Source organism: Acidobacteriota bacterium (genome assembly GCA_040754075.1).
In the GTDB taxonomy this organism is placed as follows: Bacteria; Acidobacteriota; Blastocatellia; order UBA7656; family UBA7656; genus JBFMDH01.
Genome location: JBFMDH010000012.1, coordinates 24,142 through 49,306, shown reverse-complemented (window position 1 = coordinate 49,306; position 25,165 = coordinate 24,142). Strand labels below are relative to the sequence as shown.

At 48.2% G+C, this 25,165-nt stretch carries 23 protein-coding genes and 1 tRNA gene; 21 read left to right on the top strand and 3 right to left on the bottom strand.

From position 1 onward, the window contains the following. Positions 1–84: 84 nt before the first annotated feature. The 7 genes from AB1757_14480 to AB1757_14450 all read left to right on the top strand — a co-directional run bounded on the left by AB1757_14480 (position 85) and on the right by AB1757_14450 (position 4,929). Positions 85–534, top strand: coding sequence for a GNAT family N-acetyltransferase (locus AB1757_14480; GenBank protein MEW6128243.1), 450 nt, complete (start codon positions 85–87; stop codon positions 532–534). Between the two features lie 114 nt (positions 535–648). Then, positions 649–1,656: a type I glyceraldehyde-3-phosphate dehydrogenase gene (gap, locus tag AB1757_14475; protein MEW6128242.1), complete on the top strand. Its 1,008-nt coding sequence runs from the start codon at positions 649–651 to the stop codon at positions 1,654–1,656. Between the two features lie 76 nt (positions 1,657–1,732). Further along, on the top strand, positions 1,733–2,938 hold the full coding sequence (locus tag AB1757_14470) for a phosphoglycerate kinase (protein MEW6128241.1): 1,206 nt from the start codon (positions 1,733–1,735) through the stop codon (positions 2,936–2,938). A 28-nt stretch (positions 2,939–2,966) separates the two neighbouring features. Beyond that, on the top strand, positions 2,967–3,557 hold the full coding sequence (locus tag AB1757_14465; GenBank protein ID MEW6128240.1) for a hypothetical protein: 591 nt from the start codon (positions 2,967–2,969) through the stop codon (positions 3,555–3,557). Between the two features lie 12 nt (positions 3,558–3,569). Further along, a complete protein-coding gene (gene tpiA / locus AB1757_14460) occupies positions 3,570–4,325 on the top strand; it encodes a triose-phosphate isomerase (protein ID MEW6128239.1) in 756 nt (251 codons plus the stop codon). 11 nt (positions 4,326–4,336) lie between these two features. Next, the gene (gene secG, locus AB1757_14455; protein MEW6128238.1) at positions 4,337–4,789 is read left to right on the top strand and encodes a preprotein translocase subunit SecG; all 453 of its coding nucleotides are present in this window, start codon (positions 4,337–4,339) and stop codon (positions 4,787–4,789) included. Between the two features lie 58 nt (positions 4,790–4,847). Next, positions 4,848–4,929 (top strand) — tRNA-Leu (locus AB1757_14450). A gap of 85 nt (positions 4,930–5,014) precedes the next feature. Here the strand turns inward: AB1757_14450 and AB1757_14445 are convergent. After that, positions 5,015–5,929, bottom strand: a complete 915-nt coding sequence (locus tag AB1757_14445) for a cation diffusion facilitator family transporter (protein MEW6128237.1) — start codon at positions 5,927–5,929, stop codon at positions 5,015–5,017. Positions 5,930–6,061: 132 nt separating this feature from the next. Between AB1757_14445 and AB1757_14440 the strand changes: the two genes are divergently transcribed. The 10 genes from AB1757_14440 (at position 6,062) to AB1757_14395 (ending at position 19,919) form a co-directional block, all read left to right on the top strand. After that, positions 6,062–6,508, top strand: a complete 447-nt coding sequence (locus tag AB1757_14440; GenBank protein MEW6128236.1) for an OsmC family protein — start codon at positions 6,062–6,064, stop codon at positions 6,506–6,508. A gap of 99 nt (positions 6,509–6,607) precedes the next feature. Next, entirely contained in the window at positions 6,608–9,046 is a 2,439-nt protein-coding gene (locus AB1757_14435; GenBank protein ID MEW6128235.1) for a prolyl oligopeptidase family serine peptidase, read from the top strand. 433 nt (positions 9,047–9,479) lie between these two features. Then, positions 9,480–9,644, top strand: a complete 165-nt coding sequence (locus tag AB1757_14430; protein MEW6128234.1) for a hypothetical protein — start codon at positions 9,480–9,482, stop codon at positions 9,642–9,644. After that, entirely contained in the window at positions 9,619–12,912 is a 3,294-nt protein-coding gene (locus AB1757_14425) for a C25 family cysteine peptidase (GenBank protein MEW6128233.1), read from the top strand. Before AB1757_14430 ends, AB1757_14425 begins: the two co-directional genes overlap by 26 nt. A 99-nt stretch (positions 12,913–13,011) precedes the next feature. After that, positions 13,012–14,157 (top strand): transcription termination factor Rho, encoded by a 1,146-nt coding sequence (gene rho, locus AB1757_14420; GenBank protein MEW6128232.1) that lies wholly within the window; start codon positions 13,012–13,014, stop codon positions 14,155–14,157. A 393-nt stretch (positions 14,158–14,550) separates the two neighbouring features. Next, a complete protein-coding gene (asnS, locus tag AB1757_14415; protein ID MEW6128231.1) occupies positions 14,551–15,864 on the top strand; it encodes an asparagine--tRNA ligase in 1,314 nt (437 codons plus the stop codon). A gap of 11 nt (positions 15,865–15,875) precedes the next feature. Further along, positions 15,876–16,916: a tetratricopeptide repeat protein gene (locus AB1757_14410; GenBank protein MEW6128230.1), complete on the top strand. Its 1,041-nt coding sequence runs from the start codon at positions 15,876–15,878 to the stop codon at positions 16,914–16,916. Between the two features lie 3 nt (positions 16,917–16,919). Beyond that, entirely contained in the window at positions 16,920–17,468 is a 549-nt protein-coding gene (locus tag AB1757_14405; GenBank protein MEW6128229.1) for an LOG family protein, read from the top strand. Between the two features lie 209 nt (positions 17,469–17,677). Beyond that, positions 17,678–18,589, top strand: coding sequence for an arginase (rocF, locus tag AB1757_14400; GenBank protein MEW6128228.1), 912 nt, complete (start codon positions 17,678–17,680; stop codon positions 18,587–18,589). Positions 18,590–18,797: 208 nt separating this feature from the next. Beyond that, positions 18,798–19,919 carry a D-alanine--D-alanine ligase gene (locus tag AB1757_14395; GenBank protein ID MEW6128227.1) on the top strand — a complete coding sequence of 374 codons (1,122 nt, stop codon included), beginning with the start codon at positions 18,798–18,800 and terminating at the stop codon, positions 19,917–19,919. Positions 19,920–20,292: 373 nt separating this feature from the next. Here the strand turns inward: AB1757_14395 and AB1757_14390 are convergent, their stop codons facing one another. After that, a complete protein-coding gene (locus AB1757_14390; protein MEW6128226.1) occupies positions 20,293–21,036 on the bottom strand; it encodes a pyridoxine 5'-phosphate synthase in 744 nt (247 codons plus the stop codon). 25 nt (positions 21,037–21,061) lie between these two features. Next, positions 21,062–21,838 (bottom strand): dolichyl-phosphate beta-glucosyltransferase, encoded by a 777-nt coding sequence (locus tag AB1757_14385; GenBank protein ID MEW6128225.1) that lies wholly within the window; start codon positions 21,836–21,838, stop codon positions 21,062–21,064. A 42-nt stretch (positions 21,839–21,880) separates the two neighbouring features. Between AB1757_14385 and AB1757_14380 the strand changes: the two genes are divergently transcribed. From AB1757_14380 to gcvPA, 4 genes are all read left to right on the top strand, one after another. Further along, positions 21,881–22,201: a hypothetical protein gene (locus AB1757_14380; GenBank protein MEW6128224.1), complete on the top strand. Its 321-nt coding sequence runs from the start codon at positions 21,881–21,883 to the stop codon at positions 22,199–22,201. Between the two features lies 1 nt (position 22,202). Beyond that, positions 22,203–23,147 carry a VWA domain-containing protein gene (locus tag AB1757_14375; protein MEW6128223.1) on the top strand — a complete coding sequence of 315 codons (945 nt, stop codon included), beginning with the start codon at positions 22,203–22,205 and terminating at the stop codon, positions 23,145–23,147. A gap of 241 nt (positions 23,148–23,388) precedes the next feature. Beyond that, on the top strand, positions 23,389–23,784 hold the full coding sequence (gene gcvH / locus AB1757_14370) for a glycine cleavage system protein GcvH (GenBank protein MEW6128222.1): 396 nt from the start codon (positions 23,389–23,391) through the stop codon (positions 23,782–23,784). Positions 23,785–23,788: 4 nt separating this feature from the next. Continuing rightward, positions 23,789–25,156 (top strand): aminomethyl-transferring glycine dehydrogenase subunit GcvPA, encoded by a 1,368-nt coding sequence (gene gcvPA / locus AB1757_14365; protein MEW6128221.1) that lies wholly within the window; start codon positions 23,789–23,791, stop codon positions 25,154–25,156. Positions 25,157–25,165: the final 9 nt, after the last annotated feature.

The window sequence follows — 25,165 nt, the reverse complement described above, 5'->3', positions numbered from 1 at the left end:
ATACAATAGAATGAAAAACCAGATGTTTTTCTTCTCCTTTCATCCTGAATGCCTATTCCGCACTTCCCTCCCTGCAATAAAAATATGACCCACAAAATAAAGCTTCGACAGGCAACCGCAAGTGATATGGAATCAGTCCATCAATTGATTGTCGCGCTCGGTTACCCGGATATTTCCAAAGAAAAATTTCATGAGGGGTTCAACGCAGTAATCAATCACGCGGATTCGACCGTTTTCCTGGCTACTGATGGTTCGGAAAAACCGCTTGGCTTGATGACCCTCTCAAAACGTCCACAACTCCGGCTTGCCGGAATGATTTTATGCATAGATGAACTTGCGGTTCTGAATGAAGCCAGAGGCTCAGGCATCGGAAGCGCGCTTTTAGATAAAGCCAAAGCGTTTGCCGGAGAAATTCAGGCGGTCAGAATCGAACTGCATACCAATCGAATGCGGGAAAGTTACCGGCGACAATTTTATCTGAAAAACGGCTTTATCGAAGCCAATTCCGCGTTGATGCGAATTGACCTCGGTTGAGTCATCCATCGTGCTTGACTACGATGGGTCAATCCTTTAGTTTTGATAGTTCTTTTATGAATGGTTTCGCAAATCATTTGTCATCATGGGCAAATATGAGAGGAGATAAATATTATGGGAATTAAAGTTGGAATTAACGGATTTGGCAGAATCGGACGAAACATTTTTCGCGCCGCGATGAGCGGCGGCGATTTCGATTTTGTTGCGGTAAATGACATCACCGATACGAAAACCCTGGCGCATTTACTCAAATATGACTCGGTTTTAGGAAATCTGGATGCGGATATTAAAGCGGGTGACGGTTCGATCAACGTCAATGGCGATGAATTCAAAGTATTTTCCGAACGCGACCCCGGAAAAATCGATTGGGGTTCGGTTGGAGCCGAAATTGTTATCGAATCGACGGGGCTTTTTACCAAAGCCGAAGACGCCGGTAAACATCTTCGCGATGGCGTTAAAAAAGTCATCATTTCGGCACCCGCCAAAGGCGAAGACATTACCATCGTGATGGGCGTCAATCATGACAAATATAATCCTGCGGAACATCACATCATTTCCAACGCCTCGTGCACAACCAATTGTCTGGCGCCGGTTGCCAAAGTCTTACACGACAATTTCAAAATTAAAAAAGGCTTGATGAATACCATTCATTCCTACACCAATGACCAGCGGTTGCTCGACCTGCCGCATAAAGATTTGCGCCGCGCTCGTGCCGCCGGGCTTTCCATCATTCCGACGACCACAGGCGCAGCCAAAGCCATCGGTCTCGTGCTACCCGAACTCAAAGGCAAACTCGATGGCATTTCGCTTCGCGTTCCGACCCCGAATGTTTCGGTAGTCGATCTGGTTGCCGAAGTCGAAAAAGAAACCAGCAAAGACGCGATTAACGCCGCCATGAAAGCCGCCGCCGAAGGCGAATTGAAGGGCATTTTGCAATATTGCGACGAGCCATTGGTCTCGATTGATTTTCGCGCCAATCCGCACTCATCCATCCTTGATGCAGACTACACGGCAGTCATGGAAGGCACGATGGTGAAATTACTGTCGTGGTATGACAATGAGTGGGGTTATTCTTCCCGCGTCGTTGATTTGATGCGTTACCTCGTTGAAAAAGGTTTGTAATTTCCTGTGCTTTGTACGTTGGTGAAAGGCGAAAACCCGACACCAGGTACAAAGCACAAAATACCCAGCACAACTCATGGCAAAACTATCAATTTCAGATTTGGAACTTTCAGGTAAACGCCTGTTGATGCGCGTCGATTTCAATGTGCCGCTGGATGAAAATCGCCAGGTCACTGATGACACACGTATACGCGCTGCGCTTCCGACGATTCAATACGCGCTCGATAAAGGCGCGCGCTTGATTCTCGCGTCGCATCTCGGACGTCCAAAAGGTAAAGTGGATGCCAAATATTCGCTTGCGCCTGCGGCTCTCAGGCTCAGTGAACTGTTGGGTCGCGAAGTCAAACTTGCGCCGGATTCGGTTGGCGATGAAGTCAAAGCGATGGTTGACACCCTGGCATCGGGCGAAGTCCTGATGCTAGAAAATGTCCGTTTTCATGCGGGTGAAGAGAAAAACGACAGCGAATTTGCCAAACAACTCGCAGAGTTTGCTGACCTCTATGTCAACGATGCCTTTGGCACGGCGCACCGCGCGCATGCTTCGACCGAGGGCATCACCCATTTTGTCGATAAAAGCGCTGCGGGTTTTTTGATGGAAAAAGAGTTGCGCTATTTAGGTCAGGCACTCGAAAACCCTGACCGCCCGTTTGTGGTTATTCTTGGCGGCGCAAAAGTTTCCGATAAGATTGCGGTGATTGAAAACCTGCTCAAATCTGCCGATGCGATTTTAATTGGCGGCGCGATGGCTTATACCTTTTTAAAATCACAAGGCATTGCAACCGGTCGTTCACTGGTCGAAGATGACAAACTCGATTTAGCGAAAGATTTATTGCAACGCGCCAACGCCCAAGGGGTTGATTTGCTGCTGCCGACCGATAACCTCGTGGTCGATAAAGCGGCAATGGATAGCGGCGCAGAATCGCTGGCATCACATCTTTGTTCGGTTCAAGAAATCAAAGCGCATGAAGCGGGGTTGGACATTGGGGATGAAGCCATCGCGAGTTTCGTCGAAAAAATCCAAGGCGCAAAAACCATTGTCTGGAACGGGCCAATGGGCATGTTTGAACGCCAACCTTTCGATAAGGGAACGCGCGCGATTGCTGAGGCAGTGGCATCAAGTTCGGCGATTACCATTGTCGGTGGCGGCGATTCGGTGGCAGCAGTTTCTGAAGCAGGCGTTGCCGACCGCATCACCCATATTTCGACCGGTGGTGGCGCCTCACTCGAATTTTTAGCCGGTGATGTTTTACCGGGAGTCGCCGCGCTCAGTGAGAAAGCATGAGTTCAGGTTTAAATTTATGAGTAAACGGATGAAGTGTGTAACCATCATTTTGATTTTTTGTTGTGCAGTTGCCATTCAAGGTTGCAACCGCAAGCCGGCATACAGCGATATAAAAACGGATGAACCCAAAAGGGCGGCGGAAACCAAGGCGGAAAATAGCGAAACGGTTGCGCCAAATTCAAATACGGCAACCGACCCGGTCGCTAAACTTGACCAACAATTGCCAAACAGCAACACGGCAACGCCTGCGACACCGTCTAAAACCGTGAGACCTTCTTTCCTGGATACGTCCAAAGGTGAAATTATCGACCTTCCCCGTTATCCGAATGCGGCAATGACCAATATTCAATATGGGCCAAAGGAAGACCTGTTGATTGCTTTTATGGTTTTTCAAGCTTATGACACGGTAGATAAGGTCGCTGCATTTTATGATAAATCGATTAAGAGTAAAGGCTGGACGGTGGTCAGCAGAACCAACGACGCGGCGTTTTACGAATGGAATCTGAAAAAAGGCGAAAGTGATACCGGGGCGGTGAAGGTGATGTTTGATGAATCGAATAAAACTGTCCTCATCAGTTTAACCCGAACCGAACCCAACCCCGAAAAGAAGGCTCAATAAATTAGAGGAATTATGCGAAGACCGCTCATTGCCGGAAACTGGAAAATGTTTAAAACCATTGGTCAATCCCTGGATTTCGTTCAGGCATTTAAACCCTTAGTCAATTCGGCGACGCATTGTGATATTTTCATCGCCCCGCCGTTTACTGCCATTCAAGCGGTTGCTGGCAAACTCGAAGGCGCCAATGTTGGCGTCGCCTCGCAGGATGTCGCAGCGGAAACCGGTGAAGGTGCATTTACCGGGGAAGTCTCTGCGGCAATGTTGAAAGACGCCGGAGCCACCTATGCCATCATCGGACATTCGGAACGTCGTCAGTATTATGGCGAGACCGATGAATCGGTAAATAAAAAGATTCGCGCGGCAATCGCTGCCGGGTTAAAACCCGTCGTCTGTGTTGGTGAAACGCTTCTGGAACGCGATGCCGGAAGCGCAGAAGCAGTCGTGGGCAGGCAGTTAAGCGAAGGACTCAAAAACTTGACACTCGAAGAGGCGTCACTTATTATAACCGCTTACGAACCCGTATGGGCTATAGGCACAGGGCGCACTGCCACTCCTGAAACAGCCGAACAGATGCACGCCTTCATCCGTTCCCGTGTTCAAGAGATGTTTGGAAACCAGATCGCCGAAGGGATGCGAATTCTGTACGGTGGCAGCGTCAAGCCTGACAATATCGCGGCGTTGATGAATCAACCGAATATTGATGGCGGCTTGGTCGGCGGCGCGAGTCTTGAGTCTGAGGCGTTTGCAAAAATCGTAAATTACAAGTAGAGGCAAAAGCGTTGTATTACATTTTAATGACCCTGTTTATTCTTTCGTGTTTCGTACTGATTATCTTTGTGTTGTTGCAACCCGGTAAATCGGACGCTTCAGCGGTGTTTGGCGGAGGTGCCAGTTCAACCGCATTCGGTCCCAGAGGAACACAGACGGTACTTGCGAAAATCACCATTGCCGCGGCGATTATTTTCTTTCTCATCGCGTTCCTATTTTCAATTCCGGGTTTGTTCACCAAGCGTTCGGTCAGCGAAGGTGTAGCGCCCGAAGCCGCCGCACCGGCTCCGGCTCCAACTGAACAACCGCTTCCTCTAACCCCGCAACCTAAAACCCCGGCTGCACCGGCAACTCAAAACGCCACGACACCGGCAGGTAATAGCAGTACCAAACCCGAAGAGAAGAAACCGGAAGCGCCGAAACCGAATAGTTCAGGCAAAGCGCCGGATAAGAATAAAAAGTGATTTTGACTTTAGTTTTATAGCGATTTTATCGCATTGGTATTTGTTAAAACAAAGTTACGGGGATGTGGCGGAACCGGTAGACGCGCACGTTTGAGGGGCGTGTGGGGCAACCCGTGAGAGTTCGAGTCTCTCCATCCCCATTCCATCTTTATTTTGATGGCAATCGATTGATTAACCTTGCGGGTTCGAGTCCCGCCTTCGCGACCGACTCTCTTTCCACAATCTTTAAACTTCATTTTCCAACCGATCAAGTTCCATGTCATTGAATGAAACCGGGTCTTCAATCGGTTCCAGGTGTGTGGTAATCGTCACATCAACCAAAACCTTGCGAATCTCTTCTTCAATCTGTTCAACCAGGTCATGTCCTTTTTTCACGCTCCAACGACCGGGCACCAGAACATGAACGGTTAAAAATTTTCGCGCCCCGGCTTGCCGCGAACGCAAGGCATGAAAATCAATCCCCTGCTGTTTGTATTTATCAAATATCGCTTGAATGGCATCCCGCTCGGCAACCGGCAAAGCTCTATCCATCAACCCCAGAGTCGAGCGCCTCACCAGTTGAAATCCCGTCCACACAATATTTACTGCCACGGCGATGGCAATAATCGGGTCTAGTCGTTTCCATCCGGTGAGGGTAACTAATCCGACTCCTAAGATCACCCCCGCTGAAGTCCAGACATCGGTGAGCAAGTGATGGGCGTCGGCTTCGAGGGTAATCGAATTGGCTTCGCGTCCGACATTTAACAAAATCCTCGCCACTGCGAAATTAATGATCGAAGCAAAGATTGAGATGATGATGCCGATGCCGGTTTGTTCGATTTCTTTCGGCATAATCAACCGTTCAACCGCAGCAATACCGATGCTCACCGCCGCAATCAAAATCAAGCCGCCTTCGACGCCGCTCGAAAAATATTCGGCTTTGCTGTAACCGTAAGGATGTTCTTCATCGGGCGGTCGCGCAGCAATGGTGAGCATCGCCAGCGCCATCAGTGCGCCAACCAGATTGACGATGGATTCAAGGGCATCCGAAAGCAATCCGATGGAACCGGTTACCCAATAAGCCAGCGATTTCAAAAGGATGGTGGCTATAGCGGTGACGATTGATAGATAGGCATAACGTTTGAGAGAGATTCGGTTCATCGCAGGTTTAAACTCTAGCAAGCCGATTAACTTTTTCAAATCGAATTCAAGTTGGCTTTGTCTGAAAGGCGTTTGCTGGCTATATTTTCAGTTCAAGGTTTTCATTCAGCCCCTCAGAGTCAAGGAGACCATATGTCAGACGAAACCCCGATGCAGGAAAACATCACGACCATTCGTTATGCAGGAGCCGAGCAGTTTGTCGGTGAATCGGTATCCGGTCATTCAGTCATTGCAGATTTTCGCCACGATAATCAATCGGCTCCGTCACCGATGGAATTATTATTGATTTCGCTTGGCGGTTGCACAGGCGCAGATGTAGTCAACATCCTGCAAAAAAAACGCCAGCGGATTACCGATTACCAAATCGAAATTCGCGCCCAAAGACGCGATGAACATCCACGCATCTATACGAGCATAGAAGTTTTGCACAAAGTTCGCGGTTTCAATGTTGATGAAAAAGCCGTCGCCCGCGCCATCGAATTATCGGAAAGCAAATATTGCAGCGTTTCAGCGATGCTCGCGGCGTCTGCAAAAATCACCGCGCGTTTTGAGGTAACTCAAGAAGTGACGACTCAATGAAAAACCGCGCCCACGAATATCGCAGGCGCTTAATGTTTGCGACATTCAAGCAGGTCGGTCAGTGGAACGACTAACCACACGGAAATGGAGGAGTCCCCCATGCGTCTACGTTTTTCTTTTTTAACCGCTATCACCTTACTGATTGGTGTTTCTGCCATCGCACAAACCGCAACTCAGTATCAACAACCTCCGGCAGACATTGTGAAAATGTTAGAAGCTGCGCCGTTCCCGCAAGCCCAGGTCAGTCCCGACGGCAAATGGCTGTTGCTTAGTGAACGACCGGCGATGCCTTCCATCACTGACCTTGCGCAACCGATGTTGCGGCTTGCAGGCACGCGCATCAGCCCGAAAACCAACAGCACATTTTTATCACAGGGCATAACCAGGCTGACGCTCACCGATTTGACCACCAAAAAATCGCGTGACCTAACCTTGCCGCCAAATCCTAAAATCGCTTATGTCAGCTGGTCGCCCGACGGTCGCCGCCTGGCGTTTTCACAACCTGTAGCCAACGGCTTGGAACTCTGGCTTGCTGATGTGATAACGGGAAAATCCTCAAAAGTAGCGAGTGTTTGGTTGAACGCAACCACTGGCATGCCTTATCAATGGTTGCCCGATAGCAGCGGCTTAATCTGCAAAGTGGTGCCGAAAGCGCGCGGCGCGGAACCCAAAGCGCCCGAAATTCCAAACGGTCCCAAAATTCAGGAATCGCTTTCGGGTGAAAAAGCCGCGGTTGCAACTTTCCAGGATTTGCTCAAAAACGCTTACGATGAAGCCTTATTCAAATATTATTTCACTGCCGAACTGGCGCGCGTTGACCAGAGCGGTAATGTGACCGCTCTTGGACAAAGCGGTATTTTTGATGATTTCGATATTTCGCCCGATGGCAAATATGTTTACGCGGCGAAAATCGTTGAACCGTTCAGTTACTTTGTGCCTTTTAGCAGTTTCACCAAAGAACTGGAGGTCTATGACGCACAGGGCAAACTCGTACACCATCTGGCTTCGTTACCGGTAGCCGAAAACACCCCGATAAACGGCGTGCGCAAAGGTCCCCGCAATGTGCAATGGCAAGCCAACCTCCCTGCCACACTGGTTTATGTCGAGGCATTGGATGAAGGCAATCCAAAAAATAAAGTTCCCTTCCGCGACCAGGTCAAGCAACTCGACGCGCCGTTTAAAGGCACCGCTAAAGAGTTAATCAAATCGGAATTTCGTTTTGGCAGTTTGCAATGGACAGAAAAAGGTGACCTCGCCATCTGGTCAGAATCCGATAGACCGACGCGCAAAGCCCGAACCTATTTGCAAGACCTGACCACTGCCGGTGCGAAACCGCGTTTGATTTTCGATTTACAAACCGAAGACCGTTATAACAATCCGGGGTTCTTTGTCACCGGGATGAGCAAAACCGGGCAACGGGTTTTGAAACGCTCAAGCGATGGACAAAATTTTTACCTGTCGGGACAAGGCGCAAGCCCGCAGGGCGAACGTCCGTTTCTGCGTCGCTTCAATTTGCAGAGTTTGAAAGCCGAAGAGATTTTCCGTTCGCAAAATCCTTATTATGAATCGCTCGTCAGTTTGCTTGATGACGATGGCAAACAATTTATCACCAGTCGTGAATCGACCAGTGAACCACCGAATTATTATTTGCATGACGGGCAAGCGGTTTCGGCAATCACCGGTTTCGCCGACCCACAACCGCAGTTTCGCAATGTCAAAAAACAATTGATTACCTATAAACGTTCCGATGGCATTCAGCTTTCCGGCACGCTTTACCTGCCGCCCGATTACAAAGAAGGCGAACGCCGTCCGGCATTCATCTGGGCGTATCCCAATGAATTCGCTTCGGCAGATGCAGCAAGTCAAATCAGCGGTTCGCCCAATCGCTTCACCAGAGTTTCAGGGGCATCGCATCTGTTTTTCGCTTTAAAAGGCTATGTGGTTTTAGATAATGCGTCGATGCCGATTCTCGGTGGCGACAAAGCCAATGATACATTTGTCGAGCAATTGGTGATGAACGCGCAAGCAGCGATAGATAAAATCGTTGAAATGGGGGTCGCAGACCGCGACCGCATAGGCGTAGGCGGACATTCTTACGGGGCGTTTATGACAGCGAATTTGCTGGCGCATTCCGATCTGTTCCGCGCCGGTATCGCCAGAAGCGGCGCCTATAATCGAAGTCTGACGCCATTTACCTTTCAAAATGAACGCCGGACATTCTGGGAAGCGCAACAGGTTTACACGCGGATGTCGCCGTTCTTTTACGCCGATAAAATTAACGAACCGATATTGATGACGCACGGCGAAGCGGATAACAATTCCGGCACCTTTCCGATTCAATCCGAACGGTTGTATGCGGCATTGAAAGGCTTAGGTAAGACCGCGCGATTTGTTTTATTACCACTTGAATCGCACGGATATGCCGCCCGTGAATCGAATCTTCATGTGCTCTCGGAAATGCTGAACTGGATGGACAAGTACGTGAAAAACGCGCCTCCGCGTCAAAGCGATTCGGCAATGAAGCCGGCGAATAAATGAAGAGAAAATACTAAAGATGCGACACGGCTCTTTAAGGTGAAGCACCTCGTGAGTCGCCAATTTAAAACAGGATCAATCAATTGATTGATGATCACTTGTTAAATAAAAAGAGCCGTGTCGCATTCTTTTTAATTTTTCTTGACGGCTTATATTCCTCTCTATAAGATTAGCCCGTCCAAAGTAATGTATTTACGAAGCCTGCTGTAAATACACACCCAATCACCCTTTCATTCCATCTATTGCAGCAAAGGCTTTATACATTGCTAAGACCTCAACCGTTGATTCAGTAAATTATTCAGCTCAACGATCTGATCGTCTCGCCCATCCAGCAACGGACAGAGCCGGGGATCAACAAGCTGGCAAACCATTTAAAGCCATTCGGCGCTCACGGAGGCATGATGAGAACAATCAACATCGTTTTGGTATTGGCGTTTTGTCCGATAATCTTCCACCCATCAGCACGGGTAAAGATGAATTACTCCTACAGACACCAACCATTCACTCTGAAAAACTCAAAATTATTCAAAAAACGAATGACATTCCTTACAACCTTGCTATTTTGCTTGATGGTAATGAGCGGTATCGTCTGGCGCGTTGAAGGTCAAAGAGAGTCAGGCGAAACGGTCAATTCCAAAAAGTTTGGACAGAAAATTCCTCCTGGACAAGTTCCCAACAAAATCACCATCACTCCTACCATTTCAAATGGCGGCAACATCACCTCATTTGGAACCCCGCTGACTGAAAATTTTGATAGTCTCTCACAAAGTGGAACGGGCAATGTTTGGACTGATGATTCCACCCTTTCAGGTGGCTATGCCTCTTCGACGACATACAATGCCGGAACTGGCAGCAGCACTACCGGCGCGCTTTACAGTTTTGGCATAGCGGGTACAAATCCCGTCAGTGATCGCGCGCTGGGAAGCCTTGCCTCAGGTGGCACAGGAACGATTCATTATGCTTTTAAACTCACCAACAATACCGGCACATCGATTCCTGCGCTGCAAATCAGCTATGTGGGTGAGCAATGGCGTGATGGCGGAAATTCGACTCCTGTCAGCCAGACACTCAATTTTCAATATCAAGTGGCGAATGCCGGGGTGATAACCGATGCGAATGTCCCCTCGACGGGATGGGTTTCTTACACACCATTAAATTTCACCAGCCCGATTTTTACCACAACTGTCGGGGCACTTGATGGCAATACACCAGCAAATCGAACCGGTAAATCATCAACTTTGGTTTTTCCTACAGCCGTAAGTAATGGACAAGAAATCTGGATTCGCTGGGAGGATATTAACGACACGGGCAACGACCACGCGCTGGCAATTGATGATTTGAGTGTAACAGCACAAGGACTCACAGCTATCACACTTGCAAAATTTTCAGCTAATCCTTTAACAACGGGTAACGATGAATTAACGGTCATCCGTTGGGAAACCGGAAGCGAAGTATCGAATCTCGGATTCAATGTTTATCGTGAAGATGAACCGGGGAAGCTGGTTCGCTTGAATAAAGAAATTATTGCCGGGTCAGCTTTATTAGTCGGCGCGGACACCCGTTTAACTGCGGGCAATGCATATTCATGGGTTGATTCACAACCGGCTACGGATTCGACGCGATACTACCTCGAAGATGTCGATATAAACGGCACCACGAATTTTTATGGGCCAACCTATCCCGAAACGCAAATGATTAATCAACCAGAACTCTTCATTGCAAAAAACTCAGCCATGCTTGGCGACCTCGCGCGCCTTGCAAGCCAAGCGCAAGCGTTCACCCCGCAATTGGAACTAACGACTAACGGCAAATTCAAATCGAAAACGTCCGCATCAGAATCCCTCGCTTTGCAAAATCATCTGGCTTCACAAGCCGCAATTAAATTATCCATCACGCAAACCGGCGTTTATCGCGTCACTCAACCTGAACTCCTGGCAGCCGGATTGAATCCCGCAATCAATCCGAAAAATTTGCAACTCTTCGTTGATGGGGTGCAGATTCCCATAAAAATAAATGGTGAACAGGATAACAAGTTTGACCCAACCGACAGCCTCGAATTTTTTGCCACAGCCATTGACTCCCCATTTACCAAATCGCGGGTTTACTGGTTAATTGCCGCAAGTCAGGCGGGCTTGCGTATTGCCGACCAGCAAAACCTAAACGGCAGACCCGCTATGCTCAACAGCTTTCCCTACACCGTTGAACGCAAAGACCGCTTCATCTATTTTTCGGGTTTGCGTAATGGACCCGATAAAGAAAACTTTTTTGGCTCTTTGATTTTTAACGGAGCGACCCAGCAAACTTTAACTCTTCGTAATCTGGCAGACGAGCCATCGGCAACAGCGGTTTTGGAAATCGCTTTACAAGGCGTCACCGACTCGCCGCATTCGGTGACGGCGCGATTAAACGATGTCGAAATCGGTTCACTCAATTTTGTCAATCAGGATGCGAATGAAACCAAATTGGTTATCTCACATTCGTTATTGCGCGAAGGCGTCAATCAATTAACCCTGACCGGACAAGGCGGCAACGACCTGTCATTGGTTAATTTCATTCGCCTCACTTATCAACACCGATACGCTGCCGATGATAACGCGCTGCGGTTTTCGGCAATCGGCGGCGAACAGATTAGTTTAACGGGATTCACTACTCCCGATATTCGCGTTTTTGACATTACCAACCTAAACTCACCTGTCGAACTCAAAACCAGAATCAACAAGTCAACCGATGGCTATGAAGTCAGGTTGACCGTTTTGCCGAATGGCAGACGCGCGATTTACGCCTTTAGCGAAGCGCAACCCAAACAAGCCGCCGTCAAAGCCAATCGCCCATCAACCTGGCGTTCACGCGAGAATACCGCTGATTGGCTGGTCATTACGGTGGATAACTTCGATGAGGCGCTTAAACCGCTTGCAGCCTTTCGCAAAGCTCAAGGCTTTGCAACCGCGGTTGTCAAAATCGAAGATCTGTATGATGAATTCAGTTATGGCAATAAAACGCCCTTTGCGATTAAAGATTTTCTCAATTATGCCGCGCGCTACTGGGAAAAAGCGCCGCGCTTCGTTCTGCTTGCGGGAGATGCCAGTTACGATGCCAAAAATTATTTGGGGTTTGGCGAAAATGATGTAATGCCAAGCTTGATGACCGATACGAAATCAATGGAATCAGCAAGCGATGCGACACTTGCCGATTTCAACAATGATGGAATTGAAGATTACAGTATCGGACGATTCCCTGCTCAAACTGCAAGCCAACTCGCTACCATGGTTGAAAAAACGCTGGCGTTTGAACAGATGAAACATAACAACCTGGCGGTATTATTTGCTGACCGCAACGATGGATTCAATTTCGAGCAATCGAATGAACAGGTAAAAAATCTGCTGATTACCCGCATGCCGGTCACGGAAATTCGTCGCGGACAGTTAAGCGATAGGGATGCGAAACGACAACTCCTCGAAGCCATCAATCAAGGCGGCAGATACATTGTTTTTAGCGGACACGGGTCAATCACCACCTGGCGCGGCAATATGCTGACGCCTGAAGAGGTAACCCGATTGACCAATCCGCCTGCGGTTTTTGTAGCGATGGCCTGTTTGAATGCTTATTTCGTTGATGCCTTGAATGTGTCGCTTGGTGAAAGCTTAATGAGAAAAGCCGACGGGGGAGCGGTTATGGTATGGGCATCGAGTTGTCTGACTTTTCCAGGCGAACAGGCGATTTTAAACCGTGAATTTCATCGGTTGATTGCCAATGCAGCGAAAGGCTCGACTCTCGGAGATGCAGCCCGAAAAGCCAAGATGATGATGAGTGACCCGGATGTTCGCAAATCCTGGATTCTGCTTGGCGACCCGGCAACCTCCATCAAATGATGACCCCATATCGCGAGGCGGAATTCGTAACGGATTCCGCTTCACCTACCAATTCTCTTTTGCAAATTTCCTATTTCAATGAGATTTTATTTTCATACGATGATGACCACCGCAAATGAAATTCAAATAAGTGAGCCTGTCGAGCAAGCGTCAGGAATTTTACAAATTCACGAAAAAGGCTTCGGCTTCCTCAGAAAAGCCGCTAACAATTACCTGCCGCGCCCAAAAGATATTTTTGTGGCTCGCAATCTGATTCAGAAATTGAAGCTTCGCGAAGGGGTTCACCTTGTCGGTGCAGTGAAGATGACGGAAACCTCTCGCGGACAATCGGATGCGCTTATTGAAGTAGAAACCATCAATGGATTGACCGTCGATGAATATGCCCGGGTCAAGGATTTCAATCAACTCACCAGCATTGACCCGACAGAGCGCTTGGAACTTTCAGAAGGCAATAACAATTTATCAATGCGGGTCATTGATTTGGTTGCGCCGATTGGCAAAGGACAACGTGGATTAATCGTTGCGCCTCCGAAAACCGGAAAGACCACGCTGATTGAAGAAATCGCCGAATCGGTTGCCAACAATCACCCCGAAGTTCATCTGGTGGTGTTACTCATTGATGAGCGACCGGAAGAGGTGACGCATTTCAAACGCCGGGTTCGCGGCGAAGTCATCGCTTCATCATCCGACCAACACAATGACCTCCACCTGCAAGTCGCCAAACTCATGCTCGAACGAGTGAAGCGGTTGGTTGAATGCGGTCAAGATGTCGTCATGCTTTTGGACTCTTTAACCAGGTTGGCGCGCGCCTCGAATCGCGATGCGAGTCGTCGCGGCAGAACCATGAGCGGAGGCGTCGATTCGCGGGCTTTGGAATTTCCGCGCAAATTTTTCGGGGCGGCGCGCAATGCCGAAGAAGGCGGCAGTTTAACCATTGTGGCAACTGCCTTGATTGATACCGGCAGTCAAATGGACGAAGTGATTTTTCAGGAATTCAAAGGCACTGGCAATCTTGAAATCGTTTTAGACCGCAGGCTCGCCGAAAAACGCATCTTTCCGGCGATTGATATTTCTAAATCCGGTACGCGCAAGGAAGAGAAACTTTTTGACGCGGCAACGCTTCCGAAAATCCATCTACTGCGCCGCGCGCTCGCTGACAAACGACCGACGGAGGCAATGGAACTGTTGCTGAATAAATTGCAACAAACTGCAAATAATCGCGAATTTTTCGAGTCGATGAAATAACTCATCAAATCCAATCCATTCACAACGCTCGTTTTCTTGCGAGTGAGCAAATTCGTTTTTAATTGCTGTACTTTTATGGGCAGGAGCAAGGGGTAACCCTGTGTTGATAATCTCATAAATCGATTGGGGTTGAGTTTGTCTTGGCAAACTCGAATTCCACATCGGCAAAGGGGGATATCCACTTCCTGATTCAAGTTTAATCAGGCAAACCTGACTTCACATAACTTTTTTTGTTTTCATCCGTGTAGTAGGATATTGGTTTTAAAACAGCAGGCAGAAACCTAAGTATGAAGTAGGAACGATGAACAATGAATAAAAAAATCCTGGTTCATGGTTTTCGGCATTCTGACTTCTGACTTCTGTCTCCTGACTTCATTTTTCAGGGAGTCTTCAATGACGCAAACATATATTCGAGATATTGCACATCATGTCGGACAGGAAGTAACCATCAAAGGCTGGCTTTATAACATTCGCTCAAGCGGCAAACTCATGTTTCCGCAAATCCGCGACGGTTCAGGCATCATTCAAGGCGTAGTCTTCAAACCCGGTGTCAGTGAAAAGGTCTGGGAAGATGTCAATTCCCTGACCCAGGAATCATCCATCATCGTGCGCGGCGAAGTGCGCGAACATCCCAAACAACCCGGCGTCTATGAACTCGACATTAAAGACCTCGAGGTCGTTCAAATCGCTCAAGAGTACCCGATTACACCTAAAGAACATGGCGTTGAATTCCTGATGGACAACCGCCATCTGTGGTTGCGTTCCAAACGCCAGCACGCCATTCTCTCGGTGCGCGCCGAAGTCATTCGCGCCGTGCGTGATTATTTCGATTCGCGCGGTTTTCTGTTGATGGACACGCCGATTTTCACGCCTGCCGCCTGCGAAGGCACAACCAATCTTTTTGAAGTTGATTACTTCGATGACAACAAAGCCTACCTGACGCAATCGGGTCAGCTTTATAACGAAGCGACGGCAGCGGCATTTGGCAAAGTTTATTGTTTCGGTCCGACGTTTCGCGCCGAAAAATCCAAGACTCGTCGCCATCTGACGGAATTCTGGATGGTCGAACCGGAAGTCGCTTATGCCAAACTTGACGACACCATGGAACTCGCCGAAGATTTTTTGACCTTCATCGTCGAGCGTGTGTTGACCAACCGGCAACAAGAGTTAAAAGAGTTGGAACGCGATATATCGAAACTTGAAGCCATTAAAAAACCCTTCCCGCGATTGCATTACGATGATGCGGTGAAAATGCTTCATGAAGGATTTGAGAAAGGCGAACTCGAAAATTTATTTGAATGGGGCGGCGACCTCGGTTCACCCGACGAAACTTATATCTCGAAACAATTCGACAGTCCGGTGATGGTGCATCGTTATCCGGCGGCAGTGAAAGCGTTTTATATGGCGCGCGACCCTGAGCAACTGGATTTGGCTTTGTGTGTCGATGTACTCGCGCCTGAAGGTTATGGCGAAGTGATTGGCGGCGGCGAGCGTTCGGCGGACTTGAATTACCTGCTCAAACAAATTCACGCCCACGGACTGCCCGAAGAAGCTTTTGACTGGTATCTGGATTTGCGCAAATACGGGTCATTTCCACACGCAGGGTTCGGTATGGGAATTGAACGTTGCACCGCCTGGATGTGCGGCATCGAACACATACGCGAAACCATTCCCTTCCCGCGAATGCTCTACAGATTGAAACCATAGACAATAACCATATGAATTTAGATTTTGAACAACAAATTGAGAAGTGGCTCAAGGAAGGTTTTCAGCATTTTTTGAATGACGATTACCAATCTGCCTTGTACTGCTTCTCCCAGGTTCTAAATCTTGATGAAGAAAATCCAATGGCAAATTCATTTGCTGCCGCGTGTTTAAATGCAACCGAACGTGCTGAAGAAGCCGAGCCATTGGCGCGCAAAGGTGTGCAAAATGCTCCACAGGTTGCATTGGCACATTTCTATTTAGCCAGCGTTTTGGCAAGTTTAAATAAAAACGATGAAGCCGAAAGCGAATTATGGGAAGCCGTAGCAGCAGAACCACAACAACCGGCTTTTCAAATAGAACTTTCCAGATTCCATATAGTTCATGGGAAATATAAAGAGGGCGAGGAAATCGTTTCCCGCCTTCAAGTGCTATTCCCTCAAATTGCCGAAAGCTATTTTTTGCTTTCATTAAGTCGGTGTTTTCAAAATCAATATCTGGAAGCGGAAACACCGATCAATCAAGCGCTTTCGCTGGAACCGCAAAACCCAACTTACCTGGCATTCAAAGGAATCATCCAAGCCGGTCAGGCAATGAATATCAAAAAAGCCGAGGAGCGAACAGCTATGCTTCAAACCGCTCAAGATTTTTTGAGAACTGCAAAAGAACATCAGCCTCAGGATGTACGCATAGCCACGGCGCTGGAACAAATCAATAAAGCCAAGTGGGCAAACGATGATTATTTGCATCTGAAAAGCGAACTGCCGAAAGCTATATTGCAGGTCATCGGTTGTATCGCTTTACTTTTTGTTTTGGGGTACTTCTGGGGGTTTTCTCTATTTCAGGCAATCCTGTATGGCGCAATCACAATCGCGACACTAGGCATTTTTGCATACGGAAATAAAAGGCTTTGGTCAACTTCCTCTACACCAACGGGTGTCAGTACAGATGGATTTCTAAAACTACCTCAAATAACCCGGAATCAGGGTCTCGAAAGTCAAATCGCAAAACAAACCAATTTTATTATCTACACTGACGAAAATATCAAACATTAAGTTATGCCAAACGAATTTAGTTCATTGAGTAAACCACGCATCACAGTATTTGGTGGGGCGCGTTGCACGCCCGAAGCGGCGGAATATCAGGAAGCTTTGAAACTCGGACGGCTGATTATTGAAGCTGGGTTCGAGGTCTGTTCAGGCGGGTATGCAGGAATTATGGAAGCCGTCAGCATCGGCGCGCATCAAGCGGACGGGCACGTTGTCGGCATCACCATGACGCAATTCGCCGCCCAACCCAATCCTTATTTGAAAAAAATCGAGCCGAGCAAGGATTTTTATATGCGGCTCGAAAAGTTGATTACCGAATCCGCCGGTTACGTTGCCTTGCGCGGCGGAATGGGAACCGTAACCGAAATTTCTCTGGTGTGGAATAAATTGACGACTCGCGTGATGCCGATGAAACCTTTGATTTTACTGGGCGATTTCTGGGTTGAGGTCATTGAAAGTATGCGACAGCACCTTGTCATTTCCGACGCCGATATTTCACACTTGATATTTGCCAACACAGCGGTAGAAGCTGTTGAAATTTTAAAACAGAAATTATGAATGGGTGTGGTGGGAATATACTCAAACAAGTCAACTGAAACTTTTACCAAGGCAAATACAGAGTACGGAACAAACGGAAATAACCGAACAGACGGAGAGCAGAAACGAAATCACCATGACCATCAGCAGATTATAAAAATAATTCCGTTTGTTCCGTATTCAGCGAAGCTTTGTCTCAGTATTGAGGCGCAAGAAATTTAAAGGTAGTTATGAAACGTAAAATTAGAATCATCGGCGTCCCGATGGATCTCGGAGCAGGCAGGCGCGGCGTTGATATGGGACCTTCCGCAATTCGCATCGCAGGACTCAATCAGGCGATAGCTTTTCAAGGTTATGAAGTGAGCGACGCAGGCAATGTTCACGTTCACCCGCCGGAAGCCATGCAAGCGGTCAATCCCCGCGCTCATTATTTGAAAGAGATTGCCGAAGCCTGCGAAGAGTTGGCTCAGATGATTGAAACGGCACTCAATGAAGACGCGCTGCCGGTCATTCTTGGAGGCGACCACTCCATCGCCATCGGCAGCGCCTCAGGAGTTGCGACTTATCATCGTAAACGGCATGAAAAAATCGGCATCGTCTGGCTGGATGCGCATACCGATGTCAACACGCCAACGACTTCGCCATCCGGCAATATTCACGGCATGCCGCTTGCCGCGCTGCTGGGTCACGGAGCCAAAGAACTGACCCATGTCGCGGGATTCGCGCCCAAAGTCTTGCCCGAAAACACCGTCATCATTGGCGCGCGCAGCATCGATCCGGGGGAACGCGAGTTGATTAAAAAATTGAATCTGCGGGTTTACACCATGAGCGAATTGGATGAGCGCGGAATGGGTACGATTATCAAGGAAGCCATTGACATTGCCTCGAATGGAACCGCCGGTTTTCACGTTACGATGGACATGGATTTTATTGACCCGTTTTATGCGCCGGGGGTGGGAACCCCTGAACGCGGCGGCGCGACTTATCGTGAAGCGCATCTGGCGATGGAAAAACTGGCAGAATCCGGTAAAGCCCTTTCGGTTGAAATCACCGAGGTCAATCCGTTGTTTGATACCTCTAATCAAACTGCGACCTTTGCGATGGAGTTGGTGTTATCAGCATTGGGAAAACGGATTTTGTAATCGCAAATATCTGCGAGGTTAATAATGGGATTCGCGCGGAGTCATAATATTTTTAATCAATAGTTTTTACCGAAGAGGCAGCGCAGAGGTAAGTTTAGCCGGTTGACAGTTCATTCATTTTTTTCAAAGAACAACTTTTTAATAGAGCAACCCTTGCGTGAGTCGTGAATCTAAGGGCGCAAATTCAAAATCAAGAGAGGGAATATTTTTGGCAAAAAAAATTCGAGTCGGGGTTATTTTCGGAGGTCGTTCCGGTGAACACGAAGTTTCGCTGCGTTCAGCCGAATCGGTCATCAATGCAATGGACAAATCGAAATATGAAATCGTGCCCATCGGCATCACTCAAGAAGGCAAATGGCTGGTTGCCGCAAATGCCAAAGCTTTACTTCCGCAAGCGGTGATGACCGCTAATGAAAAACAACCGGTCGCCATCATCGGCGACCCGACAAAAAAAGGGTTGATGAAATTGGCTGATTCGGGACGGGTTGAAAAACTGAAACAACTTGATGTCATCTTTCCGGTTTTGCATGGGACGTATGGCGAAGACGGAACCATTCAAGGTTTATTTGATATGGCGGCGGTCGCTTATGTCGGTTGCGGAGTGCTGGCTTCGGCTACCGGAATGGACAAAGTGGTGATGAAACAGTTGTTTCAACAGGCGGGACTCACAGTTTGTAAATACGAATGGTTTCTGCGTTCGGCGTGGGAAGAAAATCCCAATAAAATCCTCAACACCATCGCCCGCAAAATCGGCTTTCCCTGTTTTGTTAAACCCGCCAACCTCGGCTCATCCGTAGGCGTATCGAAAGCCGATGATAAACAGGAACTTCGTGATGCGATAAAAGATGCCGCGCGTTATGACCGGCGCATTATCGTCGAAGAAGCCGTCACCGGGCGCGAAATCGAAGTATCGGTCTTGGGCAATGACCATCCGATTGCCAGCCTTCCGGGTGAAATCATCGTCGGGCAGGGACACGAATTTTACGATTACAACGACAAATACGTTGACGGAAAATCGCGAACCGAAATTCCCGCAAAACTTCCTGCAAAGGTGAGCAAAAAAATTCAGGAAGATGCGATTCGCGCCTTTCGCGCCTTGGATGGGTCGGGACTGGCGCGCGCCGATTTTTTTGTTGAAGGCGGAACCAATCGGGTGATTATCAACGAAGTCAACACCATGCCGGGATTTACTTCAATCAGTATGTACCCCAAGATGTGGGAAGCCAGCGGCATTCCTTACCGTGAATTGATTGACCGGTTGATTCAACTGGCATTTGAACGCCACGCGGATCGCTCGCGTAATCTGACGAGTTATAAGCCGAGGGATTAGGTGTCAGGTGCCAGGTTATAGCGCAAGTGATTTAAGTTCACTTCTTGCCGACAGATTAAAAAATCTTTCAGATGTGGCGCTATTTAAGCACGAAGTTCATTTAATCTACTCCTAACACCTGACACTTATAGCGGTTTGCCATACTGTTTACTGAGTTGAACAAGCGGTCTTTGACCGCGACTGCCTAACGACGTGGTCAAAGACCACTCTCTCAACAGAGACTGAGCAAACTCTTTGGCAAACCGCTATAAATATTTCTGGAAGGTGTCGCGCATTGCTCGTTTATTAAAAATGCGACGATAATAGCAGTAAGTTTTCTCCTTAGTTCAAGGTTGCCCCCGCGCGGTTTTTCACCACCGCGCGGTTTTCTTTTTTACACCAACTTACCCTGCATGGCTGCAAGCATTTCCCGAACCGCGCGCTCCATGCCAACCAACGACGCGCGAGCCACAATGTTATGTCCGATATTTAATTCTTCAATCGGGTGAATTGCCGCAACGGCTTGAACATTGCGATAAGTGAGTCCGTGACCGGCTGCAACTTGAAGTCCCAATTCACCTGCCTGTTTGGCAACCGATGCGATACGCGAAAGCTCTGCTTGCACTTCATCTGAATGGTGATGTTTTGTCGGGTCGGTTAAATCGGCGTAGCGCGCCGTGCAAATTTCAATTTGTTGCGCGCCGACGCGATGGGACGCCTCGACCTGTTCGGATTCCGGGTCGATGAAAATGCTCATTAGAATGCCGCTTCGTTTTAACGCCGCAATCGTTTTTTTAATCGGGGCTTCATTGGCGATGACATCCAGCCCGCCTTCGGTGGTAATTTCAGTCGGGCTTTCGGGAACCAGGGTGACGGCATCGGGTTTTATTTTTTTAGCGATGCGCACCATCTCTTCGGTGACCGCCATTTCGATATTCAGATGGGTTTTAACCACCGAACGCAAAATATCGGCGTCATCGTCTTGGATATGTCGGCGGTCGCCGCGCAGGTGAATGGTGATGCCGCTCGCGCCTGCCAAATCAGCCAGCACGGCTGCAGCCGCGACCGAGGGTTCAAAGGTTTTTCGCGCCTGTCGAATGGTCGCGATGTGGTCAATGTTTACATTCAATCGAATCATTTTTTTCATGTTTTGCAATTTATCGTTACTTCAAAGCGGTTTGTAATTTCTCTTCAACCAGCGCGTCGTTATAACGCCCTTTGAGGTCGTTGCCGCGAATCTGGAAAAGGTCGGCAGTCATCTTCATCGAAGCAATGGCATAGTTGCCAACTTTGCTGCCCGGCACATCATTCCAAATCACCGGGACTTCCATAAGTCTCAACCCGCGTTTTTTCGCAATGAATAAAATCTCCGGGTCAAACCCGAAGCCTTCGATGGATTGCAGGGCAAAAACCGGCAGCGCCTCTTTGCGACGAAAGGCTTTAAATCCGCACTGGGTGTCGTGAAACGGTAAGCCGGTGATGGTTCGCAGTAAAAAGTTGAATACACGACCGCCGAAATCCCTGTAAAACGGTTGTTTTTCGCCAATCAATTGGCGATTCAAAGCCCGCGAACCGAAGGTTAAATCCGCCTGATTGTGCAGTATCGGGTCAAGCAGTTTTGGCGCTTCGGTCATCGGTGATGACAAATCGGCATCGGTAAACAAGACGATGTCGCCCTGCGCTTCGATAATCCCGCGTTTGACGCTATAGCCTTTGCCGCGATTGGGGTTGTTGGTTAAAACGCGCAATTCCACGCCCTGTTTTTGAAAGTCCTCTACGCGACTTAAAACATAGGCTTGGGTGTTATCGGTTGAGCCATCGTTTACCACGACGACTTCCGCTTGATAGGTGGCGTGGGTCAGGAATTCCAGAATCGAATCCAGGCTCGGGGCGATGCGCTGCTCTTCGTTGTAAGCCGGAATAATGATTGATATCAGCATCTTCAAAAAGTCCTTAATTGGAAAACTTGGACTATACCATAAGTGGCGAAAGATTCGCAGGGTTTGATGCGTCAGGGTGTTGCCGAAAAAATAAATTATGCTATTATGAAATTGCCGGTCACGCTTATTCGGCGAGCAGCGATCTGGCACCAATTCTCCAAACTTAAATCAACCCCTAACGATTTAAGCCAGTGTTTGAAGTGGCAGCTCATGCCAACAAGCTTTCAAAAAGCCCTGCTTACCTCAGCCTTGCGCAGGTTTTTTTTGAAACGATCAATCAACGAGGGCACGTGTTATGAAACCAAGAATCGCTCGCTTACTTCTGGTTTTTCTTCTGACCATTACACTCCTATCTGCGAATAGTTTGTCTCAGGAAAGCTCCCTGCAACAAAAATCCGGAGAATCGTTCAATACGGACAATAAAACCAATGTCATAAAACAATCGCCAACACCGGTCAGAGAAAAGCAGGATGGAACGGTCAAAATCGGCACCAATCTGGTTAGCATGACCATCAGCGTTACCGATCCTTATGGCAGATTTGTTACCGGATTATCGCAGGATAACTTCGAGATTTTTGATGAAAAGGTTAAGCAACAAATCGCTTTGTTTACCGACGAAGATTCGCCGGTATCCATCGGCGTCGTTTATGATGTTTCGGGGTCGATGAAGGAAAGAATCGCCCGTTCGGTGCGCGCCGTTAAACGCTTCATCGAAACCTCTCATGATGACGACGACTTTTTCCTGATTGGCTTTAATGACCGCGCCAGACTGGTGCAGGACTTTACCACCTCAGGAGATCAACTGGTCAGTCATTTGACCTTTGTGCAACCCAAAGGTTCGACGGCGCTTTATGATGCATCATATCTTGGAGTTGAAAAACTTGCACAAGGACGTCATAAGAAAAAAGCCCTTCTGATTATTTCCGATGGGCAGGATAACAACAGCCGTTACACCTACAAAGAACTTCGCAATCGCGTTAAAGAAGCCGATGTGCAGATTTATGCCATAGGCATCACCGACCCTTATTCGGATTCACTGGCTGGTTTCGGGCGTTCGGTTTTGGAAGAGATTACCCGTATGACCGGCGGTCGCGCCTTCTTCCCGAACGCTTATAACGAACCGGAACTCGTGGAAATCTGCACGCGCATCGCGCTCGAATTACGCCATCAATATTCGATTGGCTTTTACCCATCCGATACCTCAAGCGAAGCCAAATGGCGACGATTGCAGGTGAAGGTCAATCCCCCGAAAGGACTTGGCAGACTTTCAGTAAACTACAAAGACGGCTATCAATCTTTTAAACGTTAGTTTGAGTTGACAGGAATAAAACGGCAGGAAATAGAAGGCTAAACCGCAGCCATTACCTTTTATTTCTTGCCGTTTTATTTTTATTTATCATCACCCCGATTTTCTACCAACAGGCGTTGACAGAACCCACAGGCACACGTTTCAATACCTCATTTGATAACCAATGCTAAGTTTTTATGGTGACGTATCAAATAACTTGTGCTAAAGACTTGGAATAACTACAACATTAAGGGGAGAAAAAATGTCCAATATTTTAGAAGATTTGAGCTACACGAAAGACCACGAATGGATTCGCGTTAGCGGCGATTCAGCGACCGTCGGCATTACCGACCACGCGCAAAATCAACTTGGCGATGTGGTTTATGTCGAGTTGCCGAGAGTCGGCGATAAATTTGATTTGTCGGAATCCTTCGGGTCGGTCGAAAGCGTCAAAGCGGTCAGTGAAATTTATATGCCGATTGCCGGAACCGTAACTCAGGTGAATGAAGCACTCAACGAATCCCCCGAAAAAGTCAACGAAGACCCTTATGGAACAGGATGGATGATTGTCATTAAGATGGATGACCCATCACAAGTTGACAGCCTGTTGAGCGCAATTGAATACGAAGATTACATCAAATCAGAAGGCGCAGAATAATCGAATGAGATATATTCCGAACTCACCCGAAGAGCGCGAGTCGATGCTGAAAAGTCTTGCGCTCACCGACATCAACGACCTCTTTCAACGAATTCCCGAAAATTTAAGGTTGAATGACGCGATAGGCATCGGGCAACCGATGAGCGAACCGGATTTGATTGCCCATTTTCGCCATCTGGCTTCGCAAAATGCCGCCGATTTTCAATCCTTCCTCGGCGCTGGCGCGTATTCGCATTTTATACCGGTGATCATCGATTCATTGATTTCCCGTTCCGAATTTTTTACCGCTTATACGCCTTATCAACCGGAACTCAGTCAGGGAACCCTGCAATATATTTTTGAATTTCAAACCATGGTTTGCCAGTTGACCGGGATGGAGGTTGCCAATGCCTCGCTTTACGACGCCTCGACAGGCGTTGCTGAAGCCGTATTGATGGCGCAACGTGTGACCCGTCGCAACAAAATCATCATCGCCGGCTCCGTTCATCCGCAGTATCGCGAAGTCGTTAAAACCTACACGCGAAACCTCGACACCGTGGTTGAGATTTTACCGTTCACCGAAGCCGGAACCGTTGATTTAAACGCCCTCAAAATTGATAAAGAGACCGCCGCAGTGGTGATTCAATCACCGAATTTTTTCGGTTGTATCGAAGACCTCGCAAGTCTCGCTGATGCTGCCCATCAATCGGGCGCATTACTGGTCGCCTGTTTTTCAGAAGCCCAGAGTTTGGGCGCTTTGAAATCGCCGGGCGCGTGCGGCGCGGATATCGTTGTCGGCGAAGGTCAATCTTTCGGTATCCCGCTCAGTTATGGCGGACCATATTGTGGATTGTTTGCGACGCTGGATAAATACATCAGGCAAATGCCCGGACGTCTGGTTGGCGAAACCAAAGACGATAAAGGCAATCGCGGATATGTTTTGACGCTTTCAACCCGCGAACAACATATTCGTCGCGAAAAAGCGACATCAAACATTTGCACCAATCAGGGATTGTTCGCTTTGATGGCGACCATTTATCTGGCAACCACCGGTCGTAAAGGGGTTCAGGAAGTCGCCCGGCAAAATTTACAAAAAGCCCACTATGCGGCTTCGGCTATCGGTCAACTGCCCGGTTATTCAATTAAATTTTCCGCGCCTTTCTTTAATGAATTTGTGGTGCAAACGCCACGACCTGCAAAAGACATTCTCAAAAATCTGATTGATCGAAAAATCGTCGGCGGTCTTGCGCTTGACACTTATTATCCTGAAATGACCAACTCAATGTTGGTATGCGTGACCGAAACCACCAGACGCCCAGCGATTGATCAATTGGTTGATTCATTGGCATCAGAAGCCGAAATTCAACAACCGGTGTTGGAAAACCCCGAATAAAAACTGTTT

Coding starts and splice junctions, on each gene's coding strand:
- AB1757_14480 (MEW6128243.1), top strand. CDS start 85: ATGACCCACAAAATAAAGCTTCGACAGGCAACCGCAAGTGATATGGAA.
- gap (MEW6128242.1), top strand. CDS start 649: ATGGGAATTAAAGTTGGAATTAACGGATTTGGCAGAATCGGACGAAAC.
- AB1757_14470 (MEW6128241.1), top strand. CDS start 1,733: ATGGCAAAACTATCAATTTCAGATTTGGAACTTTCAGGTAAACGCCTG.
- AB1757_14465 (MEW6128240.1), top strand. CDS start 2,967: ATGAAGTGTGTAACCATCATTTTGATTTTTTGTTGTGCAGTTGCCATT.
- tpiA (MEW6128239.1), top strand. CDS start 3,570: ATGCGAAGACCGCTCATTGCCGGAAACTGGAAAATGTTTAAAACCATT.
- AB1757_14445 (MEW6128237.1), bottom strand. CDS start 5,929: ATGAACCGAATCTCTCTCAAACGTTATGCCTATCTATCAATCGTCACC.
- AB1757_14440 (MEW6128236.1), top strand. CDS start 6,062: ATGTCAGACGAAACCCCGATGCAGGAAAACATCACGACCATTCGTTAT.
- AB1757_14435 (MEW6128235.1), top strand. CDS start 6,608: ATGCGTCTACGTTTTTCTTTTTTAACCGCTATCACCTTACTGATTGGT.
- AB1757_14425 (MEW6128233.1), top strand. CDS start 9,619: ATGAGCGGTATCGTCTGGCGCGTTGAAGGTCAAAGAGAGTCAGGCGAA.
- rho (MEW6128232.1), top strand. CDS start 13,012: ATGATGACCACCGCAAATGAAATTCAAATAAGTGAGCCTGTCGAGCAA.
- asnS (MEW6128231.1), top strand. CDS start 14,551: ATGACGCAAACATATATTCGAGATATTGCACATCATGTCGGACAGGAA.
- AB1757_14410 (MEW6128230.1), top strand. CDS start 15,876: ATGAATTTAGATTTTGAACAACAAATTGAGAAGTGGCTCAAGGAAGGT.
- AB1757_14405 (MEW6128229.1), top strand. CDS start 16,920: ATGCCAAACGAATTTAGTTCATTGAGTAAACCACGCATCACAGTATTT.
- rocF (MEW6128228.1), top strand. CDS start 17,678: ATGAAACGTAAAATTAGAATCATCGGCGTCCCGATGGATCTCGGAGCA.
- AB1757_14390 (MEW6128226.1), bottom strand. CDS start 21,036: ATGATTCGATTGAATGTAAACATTGACCACATCGCGACCATTCGACAG.
- AB1757_14385 (MEW6128225.1), bottom strand. CDS start 21,838: ATGCTGATATCAATCATTATTCCGGCTTACAACGAAGAGCAGCGCATC.
- gcvH (MEW6128222.1), top strand. CDS start 23,389: ATGTCCAATATTTTAGAAGATTTGAGCTACACGAAAGACCACGAATGG.
- gcvPA (MEW6128221.1), top strand. CDS start 23,789: ATGAGATATATTCCGAACTCACCCGAAGAGCGCGAGTCGATGCTGAAA.